Raw genomic sequence first — 25,680 nt, forward strand, 5'->3', positions numbered from 1 at the left:
GACCCCAGGGCATCGAAAGGCCCCCCACCCGCCGCAAAGCAGCAGGTGGGGGGCCTGATCGTTTCGTGTTACTTCTTCTTGCCCTGGTTCTTGACCGCCTCGATGGCGGCCGCCGCGGCCTCCGGGTCGAGGTAGGTGCCGCCCGGGTTGAGGGGCTTGAAGTCGGCGTCGAGCTCGTAGGAGAGGGGGATGCCGGTGGGGATGTTCAGGCCCGCGATGTCGGCGTCGGAGATGCCGTCCAGGTGCTTGACCAGGGCGCGCAGCGAGTTGCCGTGAGCCGCGACCAGGACCGTGCGGCCGGCGAGGAGGTCGGGGACGATGCCGTCGTACCAGTACGGGAGCATGCGGACGACGACGTCTTTCAGGCACTCCGTGCGGGGGCGCAGCTCCGGCGGGATGGAGGCGTAGCGCGGGTCGTCGGACTGGGAGAACTCCGTGCCGTCCTCAAGGGGCGGCGGCGGGGTGTCGTAGGAGCGGCGCCACAGCATGAACTGCTCCTCGCCGAACTCGGCGAGCGTCTGCGCCTTGTCCTTGCCCTGCAGGGCACCGTAGTGCCGCTCGTTCAGGCGCCAGGAGCGGTGGACCGGGATCCAGTGGCGGTCGGCGGCCTCGAGGGAGAGCTGCGCGGTGCGGATCGCGCGCTTCTGGAGCGAGGTGTGGACCACGTCGGGCAGCAGGCCGGCGTCCTTGAGCAGCTCACCGCCGCGGACTGCCTCCTTCTCGCCCTTCTCGTTGAGATTGACGTCCACCCAACCGGTGAACAGGTTCTTCGCGTTCCATTCGCTCTCGCCGTGGCGGAGGAGGATCAGCTTGTACGGTGCGTCGGCCATACGTCCGAGCGTAATGGAAGCCTTCGTCCCGCCGCTCGCCTGCCCGGAAGCCGGACACTTGCCCCCCTGGAAGCCCGTCGGTTGACGGCTTCTGTTAATTGAGTGGCTCCCCGGCCTCTCCGGCTCGTAAGTTGTGCTCACCGCCTGAGCCACTTACACCCGTAAGGCCGCAAGACACCCGTGGGGGACCAGCCATGCCACTCACCGTCATGAGACGCGCCGCCCGAGAGACCGTCTCGGGGCTCCCCCGCGAGTTCTGGTGGCTGTGGACCAGCACCCTGGTCAACCGACTTGGGGCGTTTGTCGCTACTTTCATGGCTTTGTACCTGACGCTCGACCGCGGGTACTCCGCCTCGTACGCCGGCCTGGTGGCCTCCTTGCACGGGCTCGGCGGTGTCGTCTCCTCGCTCGGCGCCGGTGTGATGACCGACCGGCTCGGACGGCGGCCCACCCTGCTCATCGCGCAGTTGTCGACGGCCGCCTCGGTCGCGCTGCTCGGCTTCATGCACCACCCGGTGGCGATCGCCGCGGTCGCCTTCCTGGTGGGTATGGCCTCGAACGCCTCGCGGCCCGCCGTGCAGGCGATGATGGCCGACATCGTCCGGCCCGAGGATCGCGTCCGCGCCTTCTCCCTCAACTACTGGGCCATCAACCTCGGCTTCGCCGTCTCCTCCATGGCAGCCGGTTTCATCGCCGAGTTCAGCTACCTCGCCGGATTCCTCATCGAGGCCGGCATGACCCTCGTCTGCGCGCTCGTCGTCTTCGCGAAGCTGCCCGAGTCCAGGCCGTCCCTCACGGCCAGGGCCGCCTCCGAACCCGCCGTCGGCCTCGGCACCGTCCTGCGCGACGGCCGCTTCATGAGCGTCGTCGGGCTGTCCTTCCTGGTCGCCCTCGTCTTCCAGCAGGGCTCCGTCGGACTCCCGGTCGCGATGGGCGAGGCGGGCTTCACCCCGGCCGACTACGGCATGGCGATCGCCGTCAACGGCGTCCTGATCGTCGCGCTCCAGATCCCGGTCACCCGTTTCATCGAGCACCGGGACCCGCGACGACTGCTGGTCGTCTCGTCGCTGCTCGCCGGATACGGCTTCGGGCTCACCGCCTTCGCCGGCTCGGTCGGCGTCTTCGCCCTCACCGTCTGCGTGTGGACCCTGGCCGAGATCGTCAACGCGCCGACCCAGACGGGTCTGGTGGTCCGCCTCTCCCCCGTGCACGGCCGCGGCCGCTACCAGGGCATGTACACCCTGTCCTGGTCGCTCGCCGCACTCATCGCGCCTCTGATGTCCGGCCTGGTCATCGACCGGTTCGGCGCGGAGTGGCTGTGGGGGCTGTGCGCGGTGGTCGGCACTGCGGCGGGCCTCGGCTACGGCATGCTGATGCGACGGCTTCCGGCGGAGGAGCCGACGCCGACGGCCGCGCCGGCCACCGCCATCGTCTCCACCCCCGCCCCCGCCTCCGCGCAGACCGAGGTCGGCACCGCCACCCCCTAGGGATGCATCCGCGCCCCCTTCAGCACCTTGTCCACCGCGTTCCGCGGCCCGTACACCGCGAGCCCGACCAGATCCAGCTCCCCCGTCGGCACGGCCCGTACGGCCGCCCGGTTGTCACGGTCGTTGCCCGTGGCGAACAGATCGGACGTGAAGACCGCGCGCGGCAGCGCCCTGGACAGCGCGCGGCCGTACGCGGCGGTCAAGGTCTCCTTCACGCCCTCGAAGATCAGCACGGGCTGGCGGAACATCGGCAGATACGGGGTGCCGTCGGCATCCTCGTACGGCTCGCCGATCACCTCAGGAAGGACCGTCCCGAGCCCGCTGACCAGAAAAGCGGTCACATTGAGTCGCTGCCAGGGCTCCAGGTCGTCCCGCAGCAGGACGGCGATCTTGGTGTCGAAGCGGATGGGTTCAGGGGTCGAGGTGTTCATGCGTCGAGACTCTCGAACGCCGTACGACGTCGTCTTGTACGTTCTTTGCATGGCCCCTCAGGCCCATCAGGCCGCTCAGCGGGAGATCACCGCGTGGCGCCCGCGCGTTCCGGGTGTCGTGGAGGTCTTTCACGCCCACTACACCGAGTACGCGTACCCCATGCACGTGCACGAGGCGTGGACGCTGCTGATCGTCGACGACGGCGCCGTGCGGTACGACCTCGACCGGCATGAGCACGGCACGCCGCACGACACGGTGTCGCTGCTGCCGCCGTACGTCCCGCACAACGGGTCGCCGGTCACCGAACACGGCTTTCGCAAGCGGGTCCTGTATCTCGACCTGAGCCGGCTCGACGAGAGTCTCATCGGACCCGCGGTGGACGGTCCGGATCTGGTGGATCCCGTACTGCGGCGCCGCGTCGGGCAGTTGCACTCGGTGCTCGCGCATCCCGGGGACGAGCTGGAGGCCGAGAGCAGGCTGACGCTGATCGCCGAGCGGCTGCGGGGGCACCTGCGGCCTCGGCTCGCCGAGGAGACGCGGGCCGACCGCCCGCTCGCCCACCGCCTGCGCGAACTCCTCGACGAGCGCCTCGTCCAGGGCATCGCCCTCGACGAGGCGGCCGCGCTCGTGCACGCCCACCCCGCCCACCTGGTACGGGCGTTCAGCGGCGCGTACGGCATCGCACCGCACCAGTACCTGATGTCCCGCCGCGTCGACCGCGCCCGCCGACTCCTCCTGGAGGGCGGAAAACCGGCCGAGGTGGCCACCGCGACCGGCTTCTACGACCAGTCCCATCTGACGCGCCACTTCAGGCGGCTGGTGGGGGTCTCCCCCGGTCGCTACCGCTCCAGCTCGCGCTGAGCGTCGTACAGGTTGCGCGGGCGTACGACGTCCGTGGTCCCGTACAGCTCCAGGCGGGAGCGCAGGTCTCCGGTGAAGTCGGGTACGTCGATCTGGTCGAACTCCGCCACCTCGTCGATGCCGACGGTGGCGGAGTAGGGCGCGAGGCCGTCGATCTTCATCAGGCCCGCGCGGCCGTTGGTCACCCGGATGTTCCAGTGGGTGAAGCGGGCGCCGAAGAGGGGGCCGGCACTGGCGTCTCCGCCGTGACGGCCGTTGTTGTCGACGGTGATGTCCGTGCGGACGTTGGCGAAGGGCAGCCCGCGGTGGGAGTCGAAGGTTCCCATCCGCATGTCGCCGCGCGACCAGACGTTGTAGGAGGACAGGCCCTCGACGTTGATGCCGTGGAGTTGGGTGCCGGCGGGGGCCGGCACCGTGCGCTGCTCGATCGTGAAGTCCTCGACGAGGTTGTCGTGCGAGCCCTCGCGGCAGAAGTACGGGTGGTGCGAGCCGCGGCCCGCGACCGTCGTACGGCGCAGGGTGCAGGCGGAGGCCGCGACGAGACCGAATCCGTTGTCCACATGGCGTACGACGATGTCGTCGGCCCAGCAGTCGTACGCGCACTGGAACACGACCCCGTTGTATCCCTTGTCCAGGAGGTGCGGGGACTGCGGCGTCTCGACCGCTTCCAGGGTGAGTCCCTCGACCCCCGAGCCGGTCAACTCCCGTACGTGGGTGGTCAGGCGCGGGTCCCATTCGGGGCGTATGTCGAGCGGGAGCGGGCGTTCGAGGGTGACCTTGCGGCCGTGGACCTGCGCGATGCGCACGGGCCACTCGTAGGGGACGTACGACGTCAGTTTCGTCTTGTCGTCCCAGTAGTACGCCTCGGGGCCCGGACCGCCACCCGCCATGTGCTCCAGGAGCGTGTGGTCGGCGTCGTCGGCGAGGCGGAGGAGGACGAGTGTGCCGGGCCGCAGCCTCTCGGCGTCCGCGACGGTCACCGTCCAGGAGCCCTGACGCGCGGGCGCGACCGTCGTCAGCGTCTCCCACTCGTCCCGCTTGTTGCCGGTCCAGCCCTCGAAGGGCCAGGCCTTGGCCTTGATGGCGGTCGTCAGCGTCGCGAAACGGTCCGCCGGGCAGAGCCAGACGAGCCCGCCCGCCCAGGACCAGGACGACTTGTCGCCGCCGTAACGGGATCCGTAGACGCCGATCAGCTCGGTGAGGTTCTTGGTCGCGTACAGCTTCGTACGTTCGCTGCCGGCGCCGCGCAGGACGACGTTCGAGTGCCCGATGCGGATCAGGTCGTCGATGCGGAAGGTGCCGGGTGGGACGAGAACCGTGCCACCGCCGGCCCTCCCGGCAGCAGCGATGGCACGGTTGATCGCGGGGGCGCTGTCCGTTGTGCCGTCGTCCGCCACGGCTCCGTAGTCGCGTACGTCGGCCACGACGGGGCGGCGGGGGAAGCGCGCCGCTCCGCCACCGCGGCCGGACCTGCCGATGTACGGGATCTGCGGGTGGGTGAAGGGGGTGCCGGTGAACTCGTGCCAGAGGGCCGGGACTTGACCCTGTTGTGCCGCTTGCGCGGCCTCTGCGGCTTGTGCGGGTGATGCGGCGGCCGTCGCCGTTCCGCCGGTCACGGCGACGGCCGCCACGGCTGTGGCGCTGCCGAGCAGGCGCCGTCTGGTGATGCCCCTAGGCCCGTTGCCCATCCCCGTACCCCTGCCCGTGCTCATACCCGTCCGCCTTCCATCGTTTCCATGGATGTGAACGACGTTCAGATCTGCGTCGGCGGTGAGCATGCCACGAGCGCCGCAGGCAGGGAAGGGGTCGCGCAGCGGCTAATTAGTGACCGAGGGAGGTCAGTTGGCGGGAGGCTGAGTCAGGTGAGTGAACGCGTCCAGATTGCGGGTCGACTCGCCGCGGGACACCCGCCAGGCGTACTCCTTGCGGATCGCGGAGGCGAAGCCGAGCTCGAGGAGGGTGTTGAAAGAGCCGTCGGCGGCTTCGAGGACCGAGCCGAGGAGGCGGTCGATCTCGTCCGGCGCGACCGCGGCCAGCGGCAGCTTGCCGACCAGATAGACGTCCCCGAGGGAGTCGATCGCGTAACTGACCCCGTAGAGCTTGAGATTGCGCTCCAGTAGCCAGCGGTGGACCGCTTCCTGGTTCTCGTCCGGGTGCCGGACCACGAACGCGTTCAGCGACAGCGAGTGCCTGCCGACGATCAGTGAGACGGTCGTCGACAGCTTCCGGGTGCCGGGGAGCTTCACCACGTAGTTGCCGGGCTCAGGGCTTTCCCATTCGAGTTCGGCGTCCTTGAGGACCCCTTCGATGACCTGTGCCGCCTGCTGTACGTCAGCCATGGTGGGAGCGTACGCGACGCCGGTGGGCCTGCATCGCCGCCGTGTACACGTCCGCCGTCACCGCGGCCGCGGTGTCCCACCCGAAGTGCTCCGCATGGCACGCCGCGGCGGCGCCCATCCGGACGGACAGCCGCGCGTCGTCCGCGAAATCACGCAGCACGCGCGCGTAGTCGACGGGATCGTGCCCGGGGACGAGGAAGCCGGTCTCCTGGTGGCGGACCGCCACCGGCAGCCCGCCCACCTCGGCCGCGAGCACCGGCGTACCCGCCGCCTGCGCCTCGATGGCCACCAGCCCGAAGGACTCGCTGTACGAGGGCATGACCAGCACCGACGCCGCCCGGAACCAGTCCGCGAGCTGCTCCTGCCCGACGGGCGGCCGGAAGCGCACGACGTCGGCGATGCCGAGCCGCGCGGCGAGCTTCTGCAGCCCCTCGGGCTCGGCAAGACCGCTGCCGCTGGGACCGCCCACTACGGGGACGACGATGTTGCCGCGCAGCTCGGGACGCTCGTCGAGCAGGACGGCGACGGCGCGCAGCAGCACGTCGGGCGCTTTCAGGGGCTGTATGCGGCCCGCGAAGAGGGGGATCAGGGCGTGCTGCGGGAGCCCGAGGCGGGCGCGGGCGGCGGCGCGGCCGTCGGCCGGGCGGAAGCGGTCCAGGTTCACGCCCGGGTGGACGACGGCGACCTTGCCGGGGTCGGCCTCGTAGTGGCGTACGAGTTCGTCGGCCTCCTCCGCGGTGTTCGCGATGAGGCGGTCGGCGGCGCGCACGATCTGGGTCTCGCCGATGACGCGGGCGGCGGGCTCGGGAGTGTCGCCCTCCGCGAGCGCGGCGTTCTTGACCTTGGCCATGGTGTGCATCGCGTGCACCAGAGGCGCGCCCCAGCGCTCGGCGGCGAGCCAGCCGACGTGGCCGGAGAGCCAGTAGTGCGAGTGCACGAGGTCGTAGTAACCGGGGCGGTGGCCGGCCCAGGCCTGCATGACGCCGTGCGTGAAGGCGCACAGCTGGGCGGGCAGGTCTTCCTTGGCGAGGCCCTCGTAGGGGCCCGCGTCGACGTGCCGGACGAGGACGCCGGGGGCGAGCTCGACGGTCGGCGGCAGGGCGGCCGTGGTGGCCCGGGTGAAGATCTCGACCTCGATGTTGATCGCGGCGAGGCGCTGGGCGAGCTCCACGATGTAGACGTTCATCCCGCCCGCGTCGCCCGTGCCGGGCTGGTGCAGCGGTGAGGTGTGCACGGAGAGCATCGCCACGCGACGGGGCCTGCGGTGCAGCCTGAGCCGTGCGGACGCCGCCGGGGAGCGTCGCCCGAGCCTGCTGACGTACTGGCTCACGTGGCGTTCCTCCTTGCTGCGGGCATGCCGGTCGCAGGACGCACGCGCCCTCCGAGAGCAGGAACGCCGGAGGGCGCCGCTCCATTTCCTCTTTGCCGAATCATTACCGGTGATCGCTCAACCGTTCGAGTGTGGAGGGCGTGGGGCCGTGCGGGGCGGCGTGGATGTGTTTTCGCCCCCTCCGCCCTTACCCGTCCCGACCCAGCCTTTCGGCTGCGGGCGGGTGGGGGTTGTTCCCGCAGTTCCCCGCACCCCTTTTCAGGGGCGCGGGGAACTGCTTCAGGGGCGCGGGGAACTGCGCGAACGGGGTCTGGGGCGGAGCCCCGGGGATGGGACGGGCAAGCGGCGGAGGGGGCGGAAATCCCCCGGCCTCGACACCGGCGCAGGGGTGCCCCCGAACGGGCGCATACCCTCGTACGTATGACAGCCCGCGCAGCTTCCCGCCCCGTGGGAACCGTGACACGCGGGACCACCAACCCCAACCGCCTCCGCCGCATGGACCGCTGGATCGCAGCGACGCACGGCGCCGAACTACGCCACGCCAGCGCCCCCGTGGCGGTCGACCTCGGCTACGGCGCGGCCCCCTGGACGGCGGTGGAGCTGCTGACACGGCTGCGCACCACCGCCCCCCGCGCCCACGTGGTCGGCGTCGAGATCGACCCGGCCCGAGTCGCCGCCGCCCGCCCGTACGAGCGTGACGGTCTCGCCTTCCGGCACGGCGGCTTCGAGGTACCGGTGCAGGGCAGCCCCGCCCTCATCCGTGCGGCCAACGTGCTGCGCCAGTACGACGAGGACCAGGTCACCGAGGTCTGGCAGCGCCTGTGCGCGCGCCTCGCGCCGGCGGACCGGGGCTCCCGGGGCGGCCTGCTCGTCGAAGGCACCTGCGACGAGATCGGCCGCCGGCACGTATGGGTCGCCCTCGGCCCGGAGGGCCCCCGCACGGTCACCTTCGCCACCCGCCTCGGCTCCCTGGACCGCCCGTCCGACCTCGCCGAACGCCTGCCGAAGGCCCTCATCCACCGCAATGTCCCGGGCGAGCCGGTGCACGCCTTCCTGCGCGACTTCGACCGCGCCTGGGCCGCCGCCGCGCCCTACGCCTCGTACGGCGCCCGGCAGCGCTGGATCCGGACGGTCCGCGAGCTGACCGCCGACTGGCCGGTCACGGACGGTGTGACGCGCTGGCGGCAGGGCGAAGTCACGGTGCGCTGGGAGGCCCTGGCGCCGCGCGCGTGATCGCGGATCGAGGAACATGTCCGGCCGGGGTGGCCTGACCTGCGGGGAACGATCTCCGTGACTGGTTCGTCACACAGGCGGGGAGATCGTCTTGCCGGATCCGGGCAGCGGAAGGGGAGCGGGCCGGAGAGGGTGGGGAGTCAGGCCGACGGAGCGGCGTCGAATTGGGCCGAGAGAGGGGAGTTCTTGCCCACCTCTGTCGCATTGCGCGTCGACATGGCACGATCCCCCAGGCGTCCGTAAGTTACTGACGGTAAATCAGTTTGGGGGCTGAGTAATGGGATCCGGCAAGCGGAGCCTGACCACGGCGGCCATGGCCCTGGCCTGCGCATGTGCCTGCGCGGTGCTCGCGACACCCACAGTGGCGTACGCGAGCCCGACACCGACACCGACCCGGACCCCCAACGCGACACCAACGCCCGTGAGCAACAAGGACCTCGAAGCGGTCCGCAAGAAGCTGGACAAGCTCTACCACGAGGCGTCGGTGGCCACGGACGCGTACAACGCCGCCGAGGAGAAGGCCCAGAAGCAGTCCGCCGCGATCGTCGATCTGGCCCGCGAGATCGTCAAGGGCCAGGCGAAGCTGGATAAGTTGAAGGACCGCGCGGGCGCCGCGGCCCGTGCGCAGTACCGCGGCGGCGGGCTGCCGCCCCAGGCGCAGTTGTGGCTGAGCGACGACCCGCAGGAGTTCCTGGACGGCGCGGGGCGCGTGCGACAGGGCGAGCACGCGACCAAGGGGCTGCTCGCCGAGATGACGCGCACCCAGCAGGACTTGCGGCAGTACGCGAAGGACGCCTCCGCCCAGTGGAAGAAGCTGGAGGCCAATCGCAAGACCAAGGCCGAGGCCAAGAAGAAGATCAAGGAGCGGATCGCCGCCGCCGAAAAGCTGGAGTCCCAGCTGGAGAAGAAGGAGAAGGAGCGGCTGGCGAAGCTGGAGGAGCAGGCGGCCTACCAGGCTCAGACGACCTGGCTGAGCTCCGGCATCCTCGCGGAGATCAACGGCAAGGCGTCCGCGCAGGGCAAGAAGGCCGTGAAGTACGCGACCGACCAGATCGGCAAGCCCTACGAGTGGGGAGCGGAGGGCCCGGGGTCGTACGACTGCTCGGGGCTGACCTCACAGGCCTGGGCGTCCGCCGGACACGGCATTCCCCGCACCTCGCAGGAGCAGTGGAAGCAGCTCACCCACGTCGACATCAAGGACATGCGCCCCGGCGACCTGATCATCTACTTCGACGACGCCAGCCATGTCGGGATGTACATAGGGGACGGCGCGATCGTGCACGCGCCCCGGCCCGGGCGCACGGTGACGATCACGGGTGCGGGTTCGATGCGGATTCTGGGGGTCGTCCGGCCGGACGCGTGACGCCTCACGTGTGGCCGGCGTCGGTGCGCGCCGCGTGACCTGCCCCACGTGACCTATCGCACGGTTGCCCTCCCCACGCAACCCCAGGGACGTGACCTTCGTCATCCCGGAGGGAGCCGCATCCTGTCCAAGTGCGTTACAGGATGCGGCATATGACGGTGGCTGTTTGCCGGACGTCGTGCCGCACACCATTCCGTTGCGGCACCCGGTGACGCTATGGTCCCCGTCGGCGGCTCGAGGACCTTCGGCCCGCCACGCCCTCGGGGGGAGGGAAGGAACCCAGACGATGCCCGTACCCGTACCGCGGCAGAGAGCGATCCCGGCCGTGGAAAGTGGTCAGGCTCAAGCCGCGTTCTCACCCGGCGGCCCATCCGGAGTCTCGACCGGCGGCCCCGCCGGGACAGTTCCGGCGCCCCGCACCACTGCCCCTGTCGACAGCACCACGAACCTGACCCTGCTGGTCATCGAGGACGACCCGGCGGGTTCGCTCAGCGTGCCCGAAATGCTCGACGCCGCAGGCAAGCCGATCCGGATCCGTACCGCCCGCAACCTCACCGAGGCCGAGCGGCTGCTGACCGACGACGTCCACTGCATCCTGCTCGACCTGGCGCTGCCCGCGCCCGGCCGGGCCGGCGGCGGCGAGGACGAGCTGGCCACGCTCAAGCACGTGCTGCGGCTCGCGCCGCGGCACGCCGTCCTCGCGCTCACCGCGTCCGGGGACGCCGAGCGCGGTGCGGAGGCGGTGCGCGTCGGCGCCCAGGACTACCTGTTCCGCGACGAGCTGGACGGGCGGCTGCTGAGCCGCGCGATCCGGTACGCGGTGGAGAGGAAACGTTCCGACAAGGCCGAGCGACGGCTCACCGAGTCAAAGCTGCGCGCCCAGGAGAACGCGCGCCTGGAGCGCGGCCTGCTGCCGACCCCGCTGCTGGAGGGCTCCCCGCTGCGCTTCGCCGCACGCTACCGCCCGGGCCGCTCCCGTGCGCTGCTCGGCGGCGACTTCTACGACACCGTCCGCACGCCCGACGGCACCGTGCACGCGATGATCGGCGACGTCTGCGGGCACGGGCCCGACGAGGCGGCGCTCGGCGTGGAGCTGCGCATCGCCTGGCGCGCGCTGACGTTCGCGGGCCTGTGCGGCGACGAACTGCTCTCGACGCTCCAGCAGGTCCTGGAGCACGAGCGCGAGAACGACGAGATCTTCGCGACCGTCTGCACCGTGGACATAGCACCGGACGGCCGCCGCGCCGGGCTCTGCCTGGCCGGCCACCCGTCCCCGCTGATCGCCCGCCCGGGCAGGCCCGCGGAACTGCTGCCGTACGACAACAACGGACCCGCACTCGGCCTGCTGCCGCACGCCCGCTGGCCGCGAATGCAGGTGGAGCTGGGCGCCGCCTGGAGCCTGATGCTCTACACCGACGGCCTGATCGAGGGCCACATCGGCGAGGGCAAGGAGCGGCTCGGCCAGGACGGCATGGTGGACATGGTCCGCCGCCAGCTCGCACAGGGGCTGGAGGGCGAGGAGCTGCTGCGCGCGGCGGTGAGCGAGGTGCGCGAGCTCAACGGCGGGGAGCTGGCGGACGACGTCGCGGTGCTGTTGCTGGACAGGACGCCGTAAGCGCCGTACGCGTCAGGGCTTGTTGACCGTGTTGGCCGTGTTGGTTGCGCTGGCCTTATTGGCCTTATCGACCGTATTGGCCTGGTTGGTCTTACCGTCCGCCGTTGTAGGGACCGTACGGGCCGTCGCTGCTGCTTCCGCCGCGGCGGCCGCGGCCGCCGCCGGATACCTGGCGCAGGGCGGGGCGGACGTCGACAAAGAAGACGATCGTGGCGATCAGGCCCGCGATCTGCAGGAAGAGCATCGGCACCAGGAGGTTCACCGCCACCGTGATGCCGAGGATGATCAGCCAGAACATCTTGTTCTGCTTGTCGGCCGCGCGGTAGGCGTCCTCGCGGGCCACCGCGGCCATCACCAGTGCCACCACGGCGAGCACCAGCATGGCCGTGAAGATCAGCCACATGAGGCCGCCGAATGCCGTCATCAGCACAATGCCCACCGCCCGAGTCGAGTCGTCTCTACGGCCACCGTACCCGCAGAACGGGCCGGGAACTCTGAGAGTGCCCGGCCCGTCTCAGGAAGGCGAAGCGGCCTGGTTGTTGCTTACGACCTGCTTCCCACGACCTACTTCGCGGGCGGAGTCGTCTTCTTGGCGGTGGTCTTGCGGGCTGCCGGGGCCTTCTTGGCGACGGGCTTCTTCGCCGGAGCGGAGGCGGCGGCCTCGGCCGGCTTGCCCTCGTCCTTGACCTCGACCGGCTCGGCGTTCGGCTCGACGGCCGCGGCCAGCTCCTCGATCTCGTCGGCGGCCTCGCCGCGCCAGGTCCTCACGGTCTGCTCGCCGTGCTCGGCGACCTTCTCGTACGTCTCCCGGGCCTTGACGGCGTACTCGGCGGCGACGCCGACACCACGCAGGGCGAAGTCCTGAGCGGACTCACCGAGCTTCTTCAGGTCGGTGTCGAGGGTGCTGCCGAGCTTCTTGAGGTCGGCGTCGAGAGTGCTGATGAACTCCGTCACCTTGGCCTGGATGGTCTCCTGCGCCTCCTTGGCGCGGGCAGCGGCCCTCTCCTGGACGGCGTTCGGGTCGATGTTCTTGACGGTCTCGATGCGCGCGGGGGCCTCGGCGCGGATCTGCTCCACGATGCCGGGGACCTTCCTGGCCTGCTGGACGGCCAGATCGGCGGTGCCGGCGAGGAAGTAGAGCGGGGTCGGGTCCGTGGCGGCCTTGCGGATGTCGTCGGTGATGGCCATGGCGATGGTCCTCCCGTGTCGCTTTCAGCTGAGGGTTTTGGTGATCCGCGGTGTGACCGGCCGGTCTGCGGAGCTTCTGGCGGTGCTGGCGCTGTTCTTCAACTGGCGGTCTGCTGCGGATCGGCATCGCTGCCGTCGGCCGTGCGGGGGCCGCGGACGGCGGTGTCCTTGGGGTGCTCGGCATCCGGTATGTCCTGAGCCGTGCGTCTGCCGGTGCCGTGCACCTCGGTGCCGTGCACGTCCTCGCTCGCCGGGGTGATCTCGAATCCGTTCTCCTTGCGGAAGGACTCGTAGATCTGGAGCAGCACCTGCTTCTGCCGCTCGTTCAGCGTGGGATCGGCGAGGATGACGGCGCGCGTCTCCACCTCGTCCCGGTCCCGCTCGGCGTCGAGGATGCCGGCCCGCACGTACAGCGTCTCGGCGGAGATCCGCAGCGCCTTGGCGACCTGCTGCAACACCTCCGCGCTCGGCTTGCGCAGCCCGCGCTCGATCTGACTCAGATACGGATTGGACACCCCGGCGGCGTCGGCGAGCTGCCGCAGTGACAACTGCGCGTTGCGCCGCTGTTCCCGCAGATACTCACCAAGATTGCCGACGTTGAGCGATGCCATGCCCCCACCTTGCCCCATCCTCGCTAACAATTGCAAGCACCCGCTTGCAAAAGTGCGCTACGCCACGCCGCAGGCGGTCTGCTTGGCCGGCTGAGCATTGCGGCTGGTGAGCGAGTTGATCTCCGTTTGGCGACGGTATCTGCGGATGTCGTTGCAGAGCGGGTGCATAGGATCGCCGGCATGACGCTGCGACCCGCCCTGGTGAACATAAAGGCGCTTGATGACTCGGCGGTCGGCGGGTTCTGGGCGGAGGCGCTGGGCTGGCGTGTGACCAGCGCGGAACCCGGCGCGACCGCCGCTCAACCCGTCGGCTTCGATTGGCTGGACCCGGTCACCGTCTGCGTCGACGTCATTGCCGTCCCGGAACCCAAGACGACAACGAAGAACCGGGTGCACCTCGATCTCGCCACCACCTCTGTGGCCCATCAGGCGGAGTTGGTCGCGCGCCTGAAGGCTCTCGGTGCGACGCCCGCCCACGTGGGCCAGGGCAAAGTGCCGTGGACGGTCCTCGCCGACCCCGAGGGAAACGAGTTCTGCGTGCTGGAGCCTCGGGAGGGCTACCGGGACACCGGGCCGATCGCCCGGGTGGTGGTCGACTGCGCGGATCCGCGGGCCATGGCCCGGTTCTGGGACGAGGCGATGGACTGGACCCTGCACGAGGTGACCGACGATCATGCGGTGTGGCGCTCCGCCAAGGGTGTCGGCCCGTATCTCGAGTTCCTCCGCACTGGCGTGAAGACCGTGCCGGACCGCGTCCATCTTGACCTGGTGCCGGACCCCGGTGACGACAAAGAAGCGGAGGTGGCCCGGCTGCGGGCCCTCGGCGCCACCGATCTCGACGTCGGCCAGGGCGACGTCCCGTGGACGTGCCTGGCCGACCCGGAGGGCCACGAGTTCTGCGTCCTCGCCCGGTCCTGACGCGGAGTCTTGACGACACCCCGACACGTGAGCCCTGTCTGCTCATGCGCCATGACCCCGGGTGGGTTGCGCTGCGGCGCCTTGGTCGATTCGGGCAGCGAGAGCTTGCGTGTCGGGGCGAGATCGGCTCGCTCGGCAACGTCCATGTAGCTGGTGTTGACGATCGGAATGACCTGCGTCTTGGTCACGGATCCATGAGCCACCGACGCGATCACCCCACGAAGCCGCTGTTGCACCGTTTGAGTGGTCACGCCACGGCTTGAGTGGTCACGCCACGGCACTTCTGCCCGTCGGAAGATCCATGACCGCTTGCCTCAGCGAGCCCGAGATCCAAGACGGGCGGCAAAGCCAGGTGCTCACCGCGAGGTCGGCACCCCTCAGCCGTACCGCGAGCTGATGCGCGAAGGCCGCCGACCGGTCCGACGCCTCCCCAGGGCCGCCGGCCGGTCCGGCGCCTCCCCAGGGCCGCCGGCCGGTCCGGCGCCTCTGCGGGGGCACCGCGTGGCAGGGGCACAAAAGGCTCAACGGGCCGAAGCGAAGCAGAACCACACGTACGCTCGAAGCGGTCAGATCGAGCCAGGCGGCGCCGACGGAGACCGCGCAGGCGGCCCGCCCGACAGATGGAGACACGATGAGCATGGCCACGAGGACGGACACGCAGTCGCCTGCGCCGGACGGCGCCGACAGCCACGGTCTGATCCGCGTGCACGGCGCGCGCGAGAACAATCTCAAGGACGTCAGCGTCGAGATCCCGAAGCGCCGGCTGACGGTGTTCACCGGTGTCTCCGGCTCGGGCAAGAGCTCACTGGTGTTCGACACGATCGCCGCGGAGTCGCAGCGGCTGATCAACGAGACCTACAGCGCCTTCGTGCAGGGCTTCATGCCGACGCTGGCGCGGCCCGAGGTCGACGTCCTCGACGGCCTGACCACCGCGATCACCGTCGACCAGCAGCGGATGGGCGCCGACCCCCGCTCCACCGTCGGCACGGCCACCGACGCCAACGCGATGCTGCGCATCCTCTTCAGCCGGCTCGGCGAACCGCACATCGGGCCGCCCAGCGCGTATGCCTTCAATGTCCCCTCGGTCCGGGCGAGCGGCGCGATCACCGTCGAGCGCGGCGCCAAGAAGGCGGTGAAGGCGACCTTCACCCGCACCGGCGGCATGTGTACGCGCTGCGAGGGCCGCGGCGCGGTCTCCGACATCGACCTCACCCAGCTCTACGACGACTCCAAGTCGCTCACCGAAGGCGCGATCACTGTCCCCGGCTACACCGGGGGCGGCTGGAACTCCCGGCTCTACAGCGAGTCGGGCTTCGTCGACCCGGACAAGCCGATCCGCAAGTACACCAAGAAAGAGCTGCACGACTTCCTCCACCGCGAGCCGACCAGGATGAAGATCGCGGGCATCAACATGACCTACGAGGGGCTGATCCCGCGGATCCAGAAGTCGATGCTCTCCAAGGACAAGGAGGCGATGCAGCCGCACATCCGCGCGTTCGTGGAACGGGCGGTCACCTTCACCACCTGCCCCGAGTGCGACGGCACCCGGCTCAGCGAGGGGGCCAGGTCCTCGAAGATCGAGAAGATCAGCATCGCCGACACCTGCGCGATGCAGATCAGCGACCTGGCCGAATGGGTCCGCGGCCTCGCCGAGCCGACGGTGGCGCCGCTGCTCACCGCGCTGCAGCAGAGTCTCGACTCGTTCGTGGAGATCGGCCTCGGCTACCTCGCCCTCGACCGGCCGGCGGGCACGCTCTCGGGCGGCGAGGCGCAGCGCGTCAAGATGATCCGCCACCTCGGCTCCTCGCTCACCGACGTCACCTACGTCTTCGACGAGCCCACCACGGGTCTGCACCCCCATGACATCCAGCGGATGAACGACCTGCTGCTGCGGCTGCGGGACAAGGGCAACACGGTGCTCGTCGTGGAGCACAAGCCGCAGACGATCGCGATCGCCGACCACGTCGTCGACCTCGGCCCCGGGGCCGGTACGGCGGGCGGCACCGTCTGCTTCGAGGGGACCGTCGAGGGGCTGCGGGCAGGCGACACCGTCACCGGCCGCCATCTCGGCGACCGGGCCGCCCTCAAAGAGACGGTGCGCAAGCCCACCGGCACGCTGGAGATCCGCGGCGCCACCTCCCACAACCTCCAGAGCGTCGACGTCGACATCCCGCTCGGGGTGCTCTGTGTCGTCACCGGCGTCGCGGGCTCCGGCAAGAGCTCTCTCGTCCACGGCTCGATCCCGGCCGGCGCGGGCGTGGTGTCGGTCGACCAGGGAGCCATCAAGGGCTCCCGACGCAGCAACCCGGCGACGTACACCGGACTGCTCGACCCGATCCGCAAGGCGTTCGCGAAGACCAACGGCGTGAAGCCGGCGCTGTTCAGCGCCAACTCCGAGGGCGCCTGCCCTACGTGCAACGGCGCGGGCGTCATCTACACCGACCTGGCGATGATGGCCGGCGTCGCCACCACCTGCGAGGAGTGCGAGGGCAAGCGGTACCAGGCGTCGGTGCTCGAGTACCACCTCGGCGGCCGCGACATCAGCGAGGTGCTCGCGATGTCGGTGAACGAGGCCGAGGAGTTCTTCGGCAGCGGCGAGGCGCACACGCCGGCCGCGCAGCGCGTCCTCGGCCGGCTCGCCGACGTCGGGCTCGGCTACCTCAGCCTCGGCCAGCCGCTCACCACGCTGTCCGGCGGCGAGCGGCAACGGCTCAAGCTGGCCACGCACATGGCCGAGAAGGGCGGCGTCTACGTCCTCGACGAGCCGACCGCCGGCCTCCATCTCGCCGACGTCGAGCAGCTGCTCGGCCTGCTCGACGGTCTCGTCGACTCCGGCAAGTCGGTCATCGTGGTCGAGCACCACCAGGCGGTCATGGCGCACGCCGACTGGATCATCGACCTCGGCCCCGGCGCCGGCCACGACGGCGGCAAGATCGTCTTCGAGGGCACACCCGCCGACCTTGTCGCCGCCCGCTCCACCCTCACCGGCGAGCACCTCGCGACCTACGTCGGCGCGTGATCGTTCAGGGGTTTCTCGGCTTCGGCGTCGGCCGAAGCCGAAGCTGAGGCCGAAGCCGAGGCTGAGGCTGAGCCCGATGCCGAAGCCGACCCGAAGCCGACCCGAACCCGAAGGGGCATGTGGAGCGAGGTCGGCCGCCTTGTTGTGCAGGGGCTGCCCGCCCTCCAGCGGGCAGCGCCTACCGCCGCCGGCTAAGGCCTGTCGCCGTGTGCCGTCCACTCCTCCCTGAGCAGGCCGAACAGCACCCTGTCGTACCACTCGTCCCCCACCCGCACACTGGCCCTTCGCCGCCCCTCCTCGACGAAGCCGGCCGCCCGGAAGGCGCGGAGGGCACGTTCGTTGCCGCTCCAGGTGTCCAGGTCGATGCGGTGCAGGCGCAGGGGGCCGAAGAGGTGGCCGAGGAGGAGGTGGAGGGCCTCGGAGCCGTAGCCACCGCCCCAGCGGTCGCGTTCGCCGATGGTGATGCCGACCGTCGCGCAGCCGGTGAACGGATCGAGGTCGCGGTAGTCGACCATGCCGATCGCACGGCCGTCGGCCAGGTCCTCCACGGTGAACGTGGCCTGCAGGCGCGGGTCGTCGCGCAGCCGGGCCTCGTAGAAGTGGGCCACCGCCTCGCGGGTGACCGGGCCGAAGAGCGGGTCGCCGCCGGTCGCCCAGTGCACCACCTCCGGGTCGTTGCGCCAGCGGACATGGGCGTCCAGGTCGTCGGCGCGCAGCGCCCGCAGCCGTACCAACTTGCCTTCGATCATGGGGTGATCATAGGAACCACCGGGCCCACCCCGTTGTGTCGCGGCGCCAGGTGCATTGACCCGCAGGGTTGTTGACGCGGGTGAGGGGCGGCCGGCCGCTGTCAGCAACGCTCGTGATCAATGCGCCTGCCTCACCCGCTCCGCCAAGAAGTCCTCCCACGTCCGCTTGCCGATCTCCGCGCCGTCGAGCGTCAGGTTGTCGCCCGCGCGGTAGGCGCGCCCCGCCTTGCCGGGGATGCGGACCGGCATCATCGGGCGGCGCTTGCCGTGGGCCTCGAGGTAGCCGCGGGCCAGGTCGCCGAGGCCGTAGACCTTGGGGCCCGCGAGGTCGGGCACCAGGCCGGCCGGGCTGCCGAGGGCGAGTTCCGCGATGCGGGCCGCGACGTCGCGCGCGTCGACCGGCTGGAGGCGCAGGCCGCCCGGGACCGGGAAGACCGGCATCTTCGCCATCGTCCGCACCATCTTCAGCGTCAGTTCGTTGAATTGGGCCGCCCGCAGCGTCGTCCACGGCACCCCCGATTCGGCGATGGCCCGCTCGGCGTCCAGCTTGGACCTGAGCCAGGCCAGCGGGACCCGGTCCGCCCCGATGACCGAGATGTACACAAGGTGCCGTACGCCGGCGGACCGGGCGGCCCGCACCAGGTTCCGCGTCGCGATGTCGTCGCCCTTGGGGCCGCCCGCGAGGTGCAGGACGGTGTCGACCCCGGCCGACGCGGCCTCGAGGCCTTCACCCTTGAGCAGGTCGACCGCCACGTACTCGACGCCGTCGGCGACCTCGCGGGCGTGCCGGCTCAGCACCCGTACGTCGCGGCCGGCCTCCCGCAGCAGCGGGACGACGAGGCTCCCGAGCGTGCCGGTGCCGCCGGTGACCAGGATGGTTGACGGGGTGGACGTCATGACTACTCCCATGGTGGTGGGGACCGGACCTGCGAAATCCCTGTCCCCGCAGCGGGTTCTCGGTGTTCTACTTCTCTGACACCCGGCGAAGAAGGAATGTGACACGGTGGGCGAGAGCGCATGGCTGGCGGAGCGGTTCGAGGAGCACCGGAGGCATCTGCGTGCGGTGGCCTACCGGATGCTCGGCTCGGTGAGCGAAGCCGATGACGCTCTCCAGGAAGCCTGGCTGCGGGCCGGCCGCGCCGACACCGACGACGTCGAGAACCTCGCCGGGTGGCTGACCACGATCGTGGCGCGGGTGTGCCTGAACATGCTGCGCACCCGCGAGCGGCAGCGCGAGGAACCCCTCGACGCACGCCTCACCGACCCGGCCGTCAGCCCGGAGGGCGGCGGCGACCCCGAAGAGGAAGCGGTCCTCGCCGACTCGGTCGGTGTCGCGCTGCTGGTGGTACTGGACACGCTCTCCCCGGCCGAGCGGCTCGCCTTCGTCCTGCACGACATGTTCACCGTGCCCTTCGACGAGATCGGCCCGATGCTCGATCGCTCCCCGGCCGCGGTACGGCAGCTCGCGAGCCGCGCCCGGCGCCGCGTCAAGGGCGCCTCGCCCCTGCCCGAGGCCGACCTCACCCGCCGGCGGCGGGTCGTCGAAGCCTTCCTGGCCGCCACCCGCGGCGGTGACTTCGACGCGCTGGTCGCCCTTCTCCACCCGGACGTCGTCCTGCACGCCGACAGGTCCGTCATCCCCACCCCCGAACCGGTCGTCGTCAGCGGCGCGACCACCGTCGCCAAGGGCGCGATGGCCGCCGTCGGCCGCGCCCGCTTCACCGGCCTCGCCCTCCTCGACGGAACCGTCGGCCTGGCCATGGCTCCCCTCGGCCGGCTCCGCCTGGTCCTCACCTTCACCCTCGCGGACGACGGCCGCATCACCGGGATCGACGTCATCGCCGACCCGGACCGCCTCGCTGAACTGGAAGTCGCCGCCCTGGATTCCTGAAAACATGCTCGAAATCGCTCGGGCAAGGAATATCGCATTGCATTGAGGCCGTACTTGGCATTAGCGTTGCGCCCATGACTGCCGGGTCGGCCCTGTGCCGTGAGCGAGTTGGTTGCCCGGCCTCCGAGTGAGGCCGGGGCGGGGTAGAGCCCCGCCCGCACTTTCTTCGTACGACATCTTCGTACGCCTTCTTCGTACGCCTTCTTCGTACGGCCTCCGCGTATGCCTTCCGCGTACTGCGCCCCCGTACGACTTCCATGCGCGCACCCCCTGTTCGGGACACCACGCGCCCTCACGCACGCACACGTTCAGTACCGCGGCGCGCCCTTCGCACCCCATTCGCCCCGCGGCAATTCCCCCTGTCCGAAAAACAAGAAAGCAGCGAATGCCGAATCCTTTCAATGAGCAGGTCATCGAAGAATTCCGCGCCAACAACGGACGCGTCGGTGGTTATTTCGAGGGAGCGCGGCTGCTCCTGCTGACGACCGCGGGGGCGCGCACGGGGACCCCGCACACGACCCCTGTCGCTTTCTACCCCGACGGCGGCGAGCGGGTGCTCGTCATCGCGTCGGCCGGTGGCGCGCCCCAGCATCCCGACTGGTTCCACAACCTCGTCGCGAACCCCCGGTTGACCGTCGAGGACGGGCTCTTCACCTACGAGGCCCAGGCCGTCGTCCTCGAACGCGCCGAACGCGACGCCGTGTTCGCCCGCGCCATCGAGGCCGATCCGGGCTGGGCGGAGTACCAGGCGAAGACGGATCGCGTGATCCCGGTCGTCGCCCTCCACCCGATCCCGAAGGACGGCCCGCCGAAGATCAACGCCGGCTCCATGGCCGAGCACCTGTTGGTCGCCCACAACGTCTTCCGGCATGAACTCGCCTTGATCCGCACGGAATTCACGGCTGCCGGCGTCAGCGGCACCACCGGTGCCTTCCTCGGCGCCCAGCTCCGCGTCAACTGCCTCACCCTCTGCCAGGGCCTCCACAACCACCACACCGGCGAGGAACTCGGCATCTTCCCGCTCCTCGCCGACCGCCATCCCGCACTCGCTCCGGCCCTGGACCGACTGCGCCAGGAGCACGAGCGGATCGCCGAGCTTCTCGAAGAGCTGCGCCGCGCCCTCGCCCAGGATCCGCAGGACACGGACCCCGGCCGCGTACTCTCCCAGGTGGAACGCCTCACCAGCGAGCTCGAAGCCCATCTGACATACGAGGAAGAACAGTTGATCCCCCTCCTCACACCCCAGGGGGCCTCACCGGGAGTGTCGCGGTGATCGCTCTCGTCACCGGCGCCAACCGAGGCATCGGCCGTGAGGTCGCCCGGCAGCCGGCCGCCGCGGACCACACCGTGCTCGTGACCGCCCGGTCGGCCGAGGCCGCCGAGGAGACGGCGCGATATGTCGGCCCGAGCGCACGCCCCCTCCGCCTTGATCTCACCTCCGAGGCCGACATCACCGCGGCCGCCCGGGACGTCGACGCCCTCGACGTCCTGATCAACAACGCGGCGATCACGTACGACACCTGGCAGCGCGCGACCACCGCCGACCTGGACGTCGTACGCGAGGCGGCCGAGACGAATCTGTACGGTCCCTGGCGGCTGATCCAGGCGCTGCCCCTGCTGCGCGCGAGCGCGCACCCGCGTGTCGTGAACGTCTCCAGCGAGGCCGCGTCCCTGGCGGGCATGGGCGGCGGCACCCCGTCCCACTCCGTGACAAAGACGGGTCTCAACGCGCTCACCCGCATGCTCGCCGCCGAACTGCGTGCCGACGGGGTCCTGGTGAACGCCGTCTGCCCGGGCTGGGTCCACACCGACATGGGCGCGCCCGGCGGCCGTCCGGTCGAGGAGGGTGCCGTGAGCGTCGTACGGACGGCCACCCTCCCGGACGACGGTCCCACCGGCGATTTCTTCCGCGACGGCGCGCCCGTCCCTTGGTGACTCACCAAGGGAGAGGGCGTGCGTGCACCACGTCCAGCCGCGACACCGCCCGCGTCAGGACGACGTACAGCCGGTGCAGTCCGCGTGCCTCCGCCTCCGCGACGGCGGCCGGTTCGACGGCGATGACATGGTCGTACTCGAGTCCCTTGGCCAGTCCCGCGGGCACCACCGCGACGCGCGCGCCCAGTTCGTCGGGGCCCGCCGTCGCGATGCCCGCGGCGCCGAGCGTCTCCCGCACCCCTGCGACATCCGCGTCGGCGGTGATCACCCCGATGGAGCCCTCGTGGGTGAGCGCGCCGCGCACGGCGGCGACGGTCGCGGCCAGTACGTCGGACACCGACCGGATACTCAACTCTCCGTCGCTGCGCAGGGATTGAGCGGCCGTGACCTCCACGTCCAGTTTCCCCAACAGCCGATTGGCCAGTTCGACGACGGCGCCCGGCACCCGGAAACCGGTCGTCAGCGGTACCACCGCGGCGTCCGGTTTCCCCAGGTGCCCGAGCACCTCGCCCCACTCCCGCGCGGCCCACGGAGTCGTGCCCTGCGCGAGATCGCCGAGCACGGTCAGCGACCCGAACGACGCCCGTCGCGCGATCGCGCGGCACTCCATCGGCGACAGATCCTGCGCCTCGTCGATGACCAAGTGGCCGTATCCCTCAGGGTGTTCGATGAGCCCGGCGACCTCGTCGAGGAGGACAAGGTCGGCGGCCGACCACCTCGCCGACTTCCACGACCGCGGCGGCTTGACCCACAGGATCGCCTTCTGCTCGTCCGCGTCCAGGAGCCCCTCGGCCGCCGCCGCCAGCGCATCGGCGTCGGTGAGGAGTTGAGCGACGAGCTCCTCCGGACGTACCCGGGGCCACACCGCGTCGACGTACGCACCGACCGGCCGGGCCCGGGAGATCGTCTGCAGCCAGGCGTTCGTACACGGCACGGCGCGCCGTTCGGCCCGCTCCTGCATACGGCGCACGACCCGCGTCCGCACGCGCTCGCGCCCGACGGCGTAAGGGGGCTCCTCGGCCCGTACGCCGTCCACGATGCGGCGGAGTTCGTCGACCGGGACGCGCCAGCGGTACGAGCCGTCCGGTACGACGAGGGCGTCGGCGGGGCTGCCGATGTTCCCGTACAGGGCCCGGCGCAACACCTCCGCCATACGGACGTCGTGCTTGACGACGGCGGCGCGCTCGTCGTCCTCCCCTGTCACCGGGTGCCGGGCGATCTCGTCCCCGACGGTCGACTGCCGCACGCCCGTCTCGCCCAGCGCGGGCAGAACCTCCGAGATGTACGAGAGGAAGGTGCGGTTGGGGCCGAGGATCAGCAGACCGCCGCGCCGGATGCGCTGCGGGTGCGTGTAGAGGAGGTACGCGGCCCGGTGCAGGCCGACGGCCGTCTTGCCGGTGCCGGGGGCGCCCTGCACACAGACCGAGGCCGCGAGATCACCTCGTACGAGCTCGTCCTGTTCGGGCTGGATGGTCGCGGCGATGTCGCGCATGGGGCCGACCCGGGGGCGCTCGATCTCGCTCGCGAGGATGCGGCTGTCCGGCTCGTGACCCGTGCCGATGTACTCGTCCTCCAGGCCCGTGAGGTCGGCCGAGTCGCCGTGGCTGCCGGGAGCCCAACCGAACCGCCGGCGCACGGCGACGCCCTGCGGGTCGCGGGCGCTCGCCTGGTAGAAGGCGCGCGAGACGGGGGCGCGCCAGTCCACGATCAGGGGCGGGGCGGAGGGATGTTCGGTGATCCGCAGCCGGCCGATGTGATAGCTCTGCCCGGCATGCTCGCCGGCCGCCCCGGCATCCCGCCCGAATCCCAGCTTGCCGAAGAACAACGGCCCCCGGGGCAGCTCGTGCAGCTCCTTCGCCTGGCTGCGCAGCCGGTATCCGAGCACTTCGGCGTCGGCACCGGAGGCGGAGACGTCTTCGCCGGTGACGACCTGTTCCTCGGCACCGGCGACCATGGCGGCGAGGGCGGCGCGGCAGGTGTCGTGGTAGGTGCGTTCGCGGGCGAGGGAACGGCTGAGGGCAGGGTCGGGTGACGTCATGCCGTCAAGGATAACTGAATAACGTTACCGAGTTACATTTTTAACTCGGTAACGCCGGCCGGGGGGCTACGCGTACTTACGCATACTGCGGAAGGCCCGCTCCCAATCGCGCGAAGGCCTCCTCGGCCGCGGCAACGGCGTCGGCCCGTACCTGCTCGACCCCTTCGCCGCCCGCGATCCGCCGCCAGTTCTCCTGTCCGAGGATGCGCTGTACGGCGATGATCTGCCCGGCGGCGAGCCGGGCGCCGAGGTCACCGCCGAGCGCTTCGGCGAGGGCGGCCTCGGACCGCTCCAGATACGCGTACATCCGGGGCACCAGCGAGGGCGTCCCGTAGAGCAGCCGCTGGAAGGCGAGGACATTCGGGTGGTCATTGAGCCCGGTGATGGGATCGCACCGCTCCAGCCCGTCGAGGAAATGCCGCCGCAGCGCCTCCACCGGGGAGGGGCCCTTCACAGCCACACGCGCGGCTTCGTCCTCATGATCGGCGAACCGGTACAGGACCAGGTCCTCCTTGGTCGGGAAGTACCGGAAGAGGGTCGGCTTGGAGATCTCGGCGGCCGCGGCGACCTCGGCGACGGACACGGCGTCGAACCCCTTCTCCAGGAAGAGCCCGATCGCGATGTCGGAGACGGCCTGGTACATCCGCTGCTTCTTGCGCTCACGCAGTCCGATCTCATCCATGACCACGAGCCTACGCACCGACGGGACCGGCGCTTGACGTCGACCAAGACCGGGGCGTGCTGACAGAGTCCCCATCCGGGCCGCCAGTTCTGCCTAGGAGGCCCTCGGCCCGTTGTTCCCGGAGCCCGTCGGCAGAGCACGCGCGGCATTCCAGAGAGTGTCGAACAGCTTCTGCCGCCGGGCGACGATCTCGCGCGCCCGCTCGTCGTCGTCCCAGCTCCAGCGGGTCAGCAGGGAGTCGTATCCCAGAAGATCCAGTATCTGGCCGCCGGACGCCTCGCTCGGCTCCCCGGCCAGATCCCCCGCCAGGTCTCCCGAGTCGTACTCACCGTGACGCAGCTCGATCTTGTCGTAAATGCCCTCGAAGACCTGGTCATTGTTGATGAGATAGAGCTTGAGCGAGGGCGACATGTGCATCACGCGGAATTCCACGGTCAGGTCCCCCTGCCGCTTGCGCCACATTCTGCCCTTCTGCCGCTTCAGCAGGGCCTCGTAGCTCTGGATCTGCTGCACCAGGCTCTCCCGGAAAACCGGGGCGTCCGTGACCTTGCCGTCCGCTCCGATGAGGCCGGGCATTTCTATCCGCCGGGTGAAGTCCGGAACGAGGACCCTGATGTGCACGGAGCGTTGAGGGTTCTCGGCGATGTTCTCCAGTATCCGTTCCACAGGTCTGGCGAAGGTCTCGCCGGTGAAACCCATCGCGGCGAAGCGTACGTCGCCTCCCACCTCGAGCGCCTTCTCGAACTCGGCCTTCAGGTCATCGGGAGTCACCAGGTCCCGCCGCCCCGAACGCCGCTCCTCGTTCAGCTGCTGGACCTCCTCATTGAGGTGCTGGACGCCCTCGTCGAGATGCCGGACCGTGGCCTGGAGGCTTTCCGTGCCCTCTCGCTGGACGCCGTGTGCCTCGTTCAGCCGCTGCACCTCGGTGTACAGCACGTATCCCACCAAGCTGAGCAGCGCCCCACCGAGGAACGCCTTTCCTTCGAGCGCGTCGCCCACCGGTTTCACGAACTGCGCGACGAGTCCGACGGCGGCGATGACCAGGAGCACGACCTTGGTCACGACACTCTCCGAGCGCGCCCAGCCCGCGGCTACCCTGCTGCCGAGCGACGACGGCGTTCCTTCGGACACCAAATACCCCCGTTGGCCCCTGTGTTGA

Annotated in this window: 23 protein-coding genes; 10 read left to right on the forward strand and 13 right to left on the reverse strand. The window is 70.3% G+C overall.

Translation table 11 applies throughout. The features are described from left to right. Positions 1-68: 68 nt before the first annotated feature. Positions 69-830, reverse strand: a complete 762-nt coding sequence (locus ACIBK0_RS28650; protein ID WP_399086026.1) for a phosphoglyceromutase — start codon at positions 828-830, stop codon at positions 69-71. Between the two features lie 194 nt (positions 831-1,024). Here ACIBK0_RS28650 and ACIBK0_RS28655 point away from each other — a divergent pair, with 194 nt between their 5' ends. Then, positions 1,025-2,317 carry an MDR family MFS transporter gene (locus ACIBK0_RS28655; RefSeq protein ID WP_399086029.1) on the forward strand — a complete coding sequence of 431 codons (1,293 nt, stop codon included), beginning with the start codon at positions 1,025-1,027 and terminating at the stop codon, positions 2,315-2,317. Here the strand turns inward: ACIBK0_RS28655 and ACIBK0_RS28660 are convergent. After that, complete coding sequence (locus ACIBK0_RS28660) at positions 2,314-2,748, reverse strand: DUF2000 family protein (protein WP_399086032.1); 435 nt, start codon at positions 2,746-2,748, stop codon at positions 2,314-2,316. The two genes, ACIBK0_RS28655 and ACIBK0_RS28660, sit on opposite strands and share 4 nt — an antisense overlap. A 49-nt stretch (positions 2,749-2,797) precedes the next feature. Between ACIBK0_RS28660 and ACIBK0_RS28665 the strand changes: the two genes are divergently transcribed. Then, positions 2,798-3,610 (forward strand): AraC family transcriptional regulator, encoded by an 813-nt coding sequence (locus ACIBK0_RS28665; RefSeq protein ID WP_399086035.1) that lies wholly within the window; start codon positions 2,798-2,800, stop codon positions 3,608-3,610. Here the strand turns inward: ACIBK0_RS28665 and ACIBK0_RS28670 are convergent. The 3 genes from ACIBK0_RS28670 to mshA all read right to left on the reverse strand — a co-directional run bounded on the left by ACIBK0_RS28670 (position 3,589) and on the right by mshA (position 7,279). Beyond that, the gene (locus tag ACIBK0_RS28670; RefSeq protein WP_399086038.1) at positions 3,589-5,322 is read right to left on the reverse strand and encodes a glycosyl hydrolase family 28-related protein; all 1,734 of its coding nucleotides are present in this window, start codon (positions 5,320-5,322) and stop codon (positions 3,589-3,591) included. The two genes, ACIBK0_RS28665 and ACIBK0_RS28670, sit on opposite strands and share 22 nt — an antisense overlap. Before the next feature lie 126 nt (positions 5,323-5,448). After that, positions 5,449-5,949, reverse strand: a complete 501-nt coding sequence (locus ACIBK0_RS28675; RefSeq protein WP_399086041.1) for a YbjN domain-containing protein — start codon at positions 5,947-5,949, stop codon at positions 5,449-5,451. Further along, positions 5,942-7,279: a D-inositol-3-phosphate glycosyltransferase gene (gene mshA / locus ACIBK0_RS28680; protein ID WP_399086044.1), complete on the reverse strand. Its 1,338-nt coding sequence runs from the start codon at positions 7,277-7,279 to the stop codon at positions 5,942-5,944. The genes ACIBK0_RS28675 and mshA overlap by 8 nt, the downstream gene beginning before the upstream one ends. 420 nt (positions 7,280-7,699) lie before the next feature. Here mshA and ACIBK0_RS28685 point away from each other — a divergent pair, with 420 nt between their 5' ends. From ACIBK0_RS28685 to ACIBK0_RS28695, 3 genes are all read left to right on the forward strand, one after another. After that, positions 7,700-8,512, forward strand: a complete 813-nt coding sequence (locus tag ACIBK0_RS28685) for a class I SAM-dependent methyltransferase (RefSeq protein WP_399086047.1) — start codon at positions 7,700-7,702, stop codon at positions 8,510-8,512. A gap of 277 nt (positions 8,513-8,789) precedes the next feature. After that, the gene (locus ACIBK0_RS28690) at positions 8,790-9,875 is read left to right on the forward strand and encodes an NlpC/P60 family protein (protein ID WP_399086050.1); all 1,086 of its coding nucleotides are present in this window, start codon (positions 8,790-8,792) and stop codon (positions 9,873-9,875) included. A 286-nt stretch (positions 9,876-10,161) separates the two neighbouring features. Next, complete coding sequence (locus ACIBK0_RS28695) at positions 10,162-11,490, forward strand: PP2C family protein-serine/threonine phosphatase (protein WP_399086053.1); 1,329 nt, start codon at positions 10,162-10,164, stop codon at positions 11,488-11,490. Between the two features lie 91 nt (positions 11,491-11,581). On the opposite strand, the gene ACIBK0_RS28700 is transcribed toward ACIBK0_RS28695, so the two are convergent. The 3 genes from ACIBK0_RS28700 to ACIBK0_RS28710 form a co-directional block, all read right to left on the reverse strand. Beyond that, positions 11,582-11,920: a DUF2516 family protein gene (locus ACIBK0_RS28700; RefSeq protein WP_189186484.1), complete on the reverse strand. Its 339-nt coding sequence runs from the start codon at positions 11,918-11,920 to the stop codon at positions 11,582-11,584. A 134-nt stretch (positions 11,921-12,054) separates the two neighbouring features. Further along, entirely contained in the window at positions 12,055-12,678 is a 624-nt protein-coding gene (locus ACIBK0_RS28705) for a hypothetical protein (RefSeq protein ID WP_399086056.1), read from the reverse strand. Between the two features lie 98 nt (positions 12,679-12,776). Then, positions 12,777-13,289 carry a helix-turn-helix domain-containing protein gene (locus ACIBK0_RS28710; RefSeq protein ID WP_399086059.1) on the reverse strand — a complete coding sequence of 171 codons (513 nt, stop codon included), beginning with the start codon at positions 13,287-13,289 and terminating at the stop codon, positions 12,777-12,779. A gap of 180 nt (positions 13,290-13,469) precedes the next feature. Between ACIBK0_RS28710 and ACIBK0_RS28715 the strand changes: the two genes are divergently transcribed. Together ACIBK0_RS28715 and ACIBK0_RS28720 are read left to right on the forward strand one after the other, a co-directional pair. Beyond that, positions 13,470-14,207 carry a VOC family protein gene (locus ACIBK0_RS28715; RefSeq protein WP_399086062.1) on the forward strand — a complete coding sequence of 246 codons (738 nt, stop codon included), beginning with the start codon at positions 13,470-13,472 and terminating at the stop codon, positions 14,205-14,207. A 631-nt stretch (positions 14,208-14,838) separates the two neighbouring features. Further along, on the forward strand, positions 14,839-17,226 hold the full coding sequence (locus ACIBK0_RS28720) for an ATP-binding cassette domain-containing protein (protein WP_399086065.1): 2,388 nt from the start codon (positions 14,839-14,841) through the stop codon (positions 17,224-17,226). Positions 17,227-17,417: 191 nt separating this feature from the next. On the opposite strand, the gene ACIBK0_RS28725 is transcribed toward ACIBK0_RS28720, so the two are convergent. Together ACIBK0_RS28725 and ACIBK0_RS28730 are read right to left on the reverse strand one after the other, a co-directional pair. Next, entirely contained in the window at positions 17,418-17,975 is a 558-nt protein-coding gene (locus ACIBK0_RS28725) for a GNAT family N-acetyltransferase (protein ID WP_399086068.1), read from the reverse strand. Between the two features lie 117 nt (positions 17,976-18,092). Continuing rightward, positions 18,093-18,872, reverse strand: a complete 780-nt coding sequence (locus tag ACIBK0_RS28730; protein ID WP_399086071.1) for an SDR family oxidoreductase — start codon at positions 18,870-18,872, stop codon at positions 18,093-18,095. 106 nt (positions 18,873-18,978) lie between these two features. Between ACIBK0_RS28730 and ACIBK0_RS28735 the strand changes: the two genes are divergently transcribed. The 3 genes from ACIBK0_RS28735 (at position 18,979) to ACIBK0_RS28745 (ending at position 21,801) form a co-directional block, all read left to right on the forward strand. Continuing rightward, positions 18,979-19,866 carry a sigma-70 family RNA polymerase sigma factor gene (locus ACIBK0_RS28735; protein ID WP_399086074.1) on the forward strand — a complete coding sequence of 296 codons (888 nt, stop codon included), beginning with the start codon at positions 18,979-18,981 and terminating at the stop codon, positions 19,864-19,866. A 385-nt stretch (positions 19,867-20,251) separates the two neighbouring features. Next, on the forward strand, positions 20,252-21,139 hold the full coding sequence (locus ACIBK0_RS28740; RefSeq protein ID WP_399086077.1) for a nitroreductase/quinone reductase family protein: 888 nt from the start codon (positions 20,252-20,254) through the stop codon (positions 21,137-21,139). Continuing rightward, positions 21,136-21,801, forward strand: a complete 666-nt coding sequence (locus tag ACIBK0_RS28745) for an SDR family NAD(P)-dependent oxidoreductase (protein WP_399086080.1) — start codon at positions 21,136-21,138, stop codon at positions 21,799-21,801. The genes ACIBK0_RS28740 and ACIBK0_RS28745 overlap by 4 nt, the downstream gene beginning before the upstream one ends. Position 21,802: 1 nt before the next feature. Here ACIBK0_RS28745 and ACIBK0_RS28750 read toward each other — a convergent pair whose 3' ends face one another. From ACIBK0_RS28750 to ACIBK0_RS28760, 3 genes are all read right to left on the reverse strand, one after another. Further along, positions 21,803-23,839 carry a HelD family protein gene (locus tag ACIBK0_RS28750; RefSeq protein ID WP_399086083.1) on the reverse strand — a complete coding sequence of 679 codons (2,037 nt, stop codon included), beginning with the start codon at positions 23,837-23,839 and terminating at the stop codon, positions 21,803-21,805. Positions 23,840-23,915: 76 nt separating this feature from the next. Next, the gene (locus tag ACIBK0_RS28755; RefSeq protein ID WP_399086086.1) at positions 23,916-24,521 is read right to left on the reverse strand and encodes a TetR/AcrR family transcriptional regulator; all 606 of its coding nucleotides are present in this window, start codon (positions 24,519-24,521) and stop codon (positions 23,916-23,918) included. A 93-nt stretch (positions 24,522-24,614) separates the two neighbouring features. Further along, the gene (locus ACIBK0_RS28760) at positions 24,615-25,583 is read right to left on the reverse strand and encodes an ATP/GTP-binding protein (RefSeq protein WP_399086089.1); all 969 of its coding nucleotides are present in this window, start codon (positions 25,581-25,583) and stop codon (positions 24,615-24,617) included. Positions 25,584-25,680 lie beyond the last annotated feature (97 nt).

Source organism: Streptomyces sp. NPDC050564, assembly GCF_044457265.1.
Taxonomy (GTDB): Bacteria; Actinomycetota; Actinomycetes; order Streptomycetales; family Streptomycetaceae; genus Streptomyces.

Coding starts and splice junctions, on each gene's coding strand:
- ACIBK0_RS28695 (WP_399086053.1), top strand. CDS start 10,162: ATGCCCGTACCCGTACCGCGGCAGAGAGCGATCCCGGCCGTGGAAAGT.
- ACIBK0_RS28730 (WP_399086071.1), bottom strand. CDS start 18,872: ATGACGTCCACCCCGTCAACCATCCTGGTCACCGGCGGCACCGGCACG.
- ACIBK0_RS28665 (WP_399086035.1), top strand. CDS start 2,798: ATGGCCCCTCAGGCCCATCAGGCCGCTCAGCGGGAGATCACCGCGTGG.
- ACIBK0_RS28725 (WP_399086068.1), bottom strand. CDS start 17,975: ATGATCGAAGGCAAGTTGGTACGGCTGCGGGCGCTGCGCGCCGACGAC.
- ACIBK0_RS28740 (WP_399086077.1), top strand. CDS start 20,252: ATGCCGAATCCTTTCAATGAGCAGGTCATCGAAGAATTCCGCGCCAAC.
- ACIBK0_RS28720 (WP_399086065.1), top strand. CDS start 14,839: ATGAGCATGGCCACGAGGACGGACACGCAGTCGCCTGCGCCGGACGGC.
- ACIBK0_RS28670 (WP_399086038.1), bottom strand. CDS start 5,322: ATGAGCACGGGCAGGGGTACGGGGATGGGCAACGGGCCTAGGGGCATC.
- ACIBK0_RS28690 (WP_399086050.1), top strand. CDS start 8,790: ATGGGATCCGGCAAGCGGAGCCTGACCACGGCGGCCATGGCCCTGGCC.
- ACIBK0_RS28705 (WP_399086056.1), bottom strand. CDS start 12,678: ATGGCCATCACCGACGACATCCGCAAGGCCGCCACGGACCCGACCCCG.
- ACIBK0_RS28755 (WP_399086086.1), bottom strand. CDS start 24,521: ATGGATGAGATCGGACTGCGTGAGCGCAAGAAGCAGCGGATGTACCAG.
- ACIBK0_RS28655 (WP_399086029.1), top strand. CDS start 1,025: ATGCCACTCACCGTCATGAGACGCGCCGCCCGAGAGACCGTCTCGGGG.
- ACIBK0_RS28710 (WP_399086059.1), bottom strand. CDS start 13,289: ATGGCATCGCTCAACGTCGGCAATCTTGGTGAGTATCTGCGGGAACAG.
- ACIBK0_RS28675 (WP_399086041.1), bottom strand. CDS start 5,949: ATGGCTGACGTACAGCAGGCGGCACAGGTCATCGAAGGGGTCCTCAAG.
- ACIBK0_RS28715 (WP_399086062.1), top strand. CDS start 13,470: ATGACGCTGCGACCCGCCCTGGTGAACATAAAGGCGCTTGATGACTCG.
- ACIBK0_RS28750 (WP_399086083.1), bottom strand. CDS start 23,839: ATGACGTCACCCGACCCTGCCCTCAGCCGTTCCCTCGCCCGCGAACGC.
- ACIBK0_RS28650 (WP_399086026.1), bottom strand. CDS start 830: ATGGCCGACGCACCGTACAAGCTGATCCTCCTCCGCCACGGCGAGAGC.
- ACIBK0_RS28685 (WP_399086047.1), top strand. CDS start 7,700: ATGACAGCCCGCGCAGCTTCCCGCCCCGTGGGAACCGTGACACGCGGG.
- ACIBK0_RS28660 (WP_399086032.1), bottom strand. CDS start 2,748: ATGAACACCTCGACCCCTGAACCCATCCGCTTCGACACCAAGATCGCC.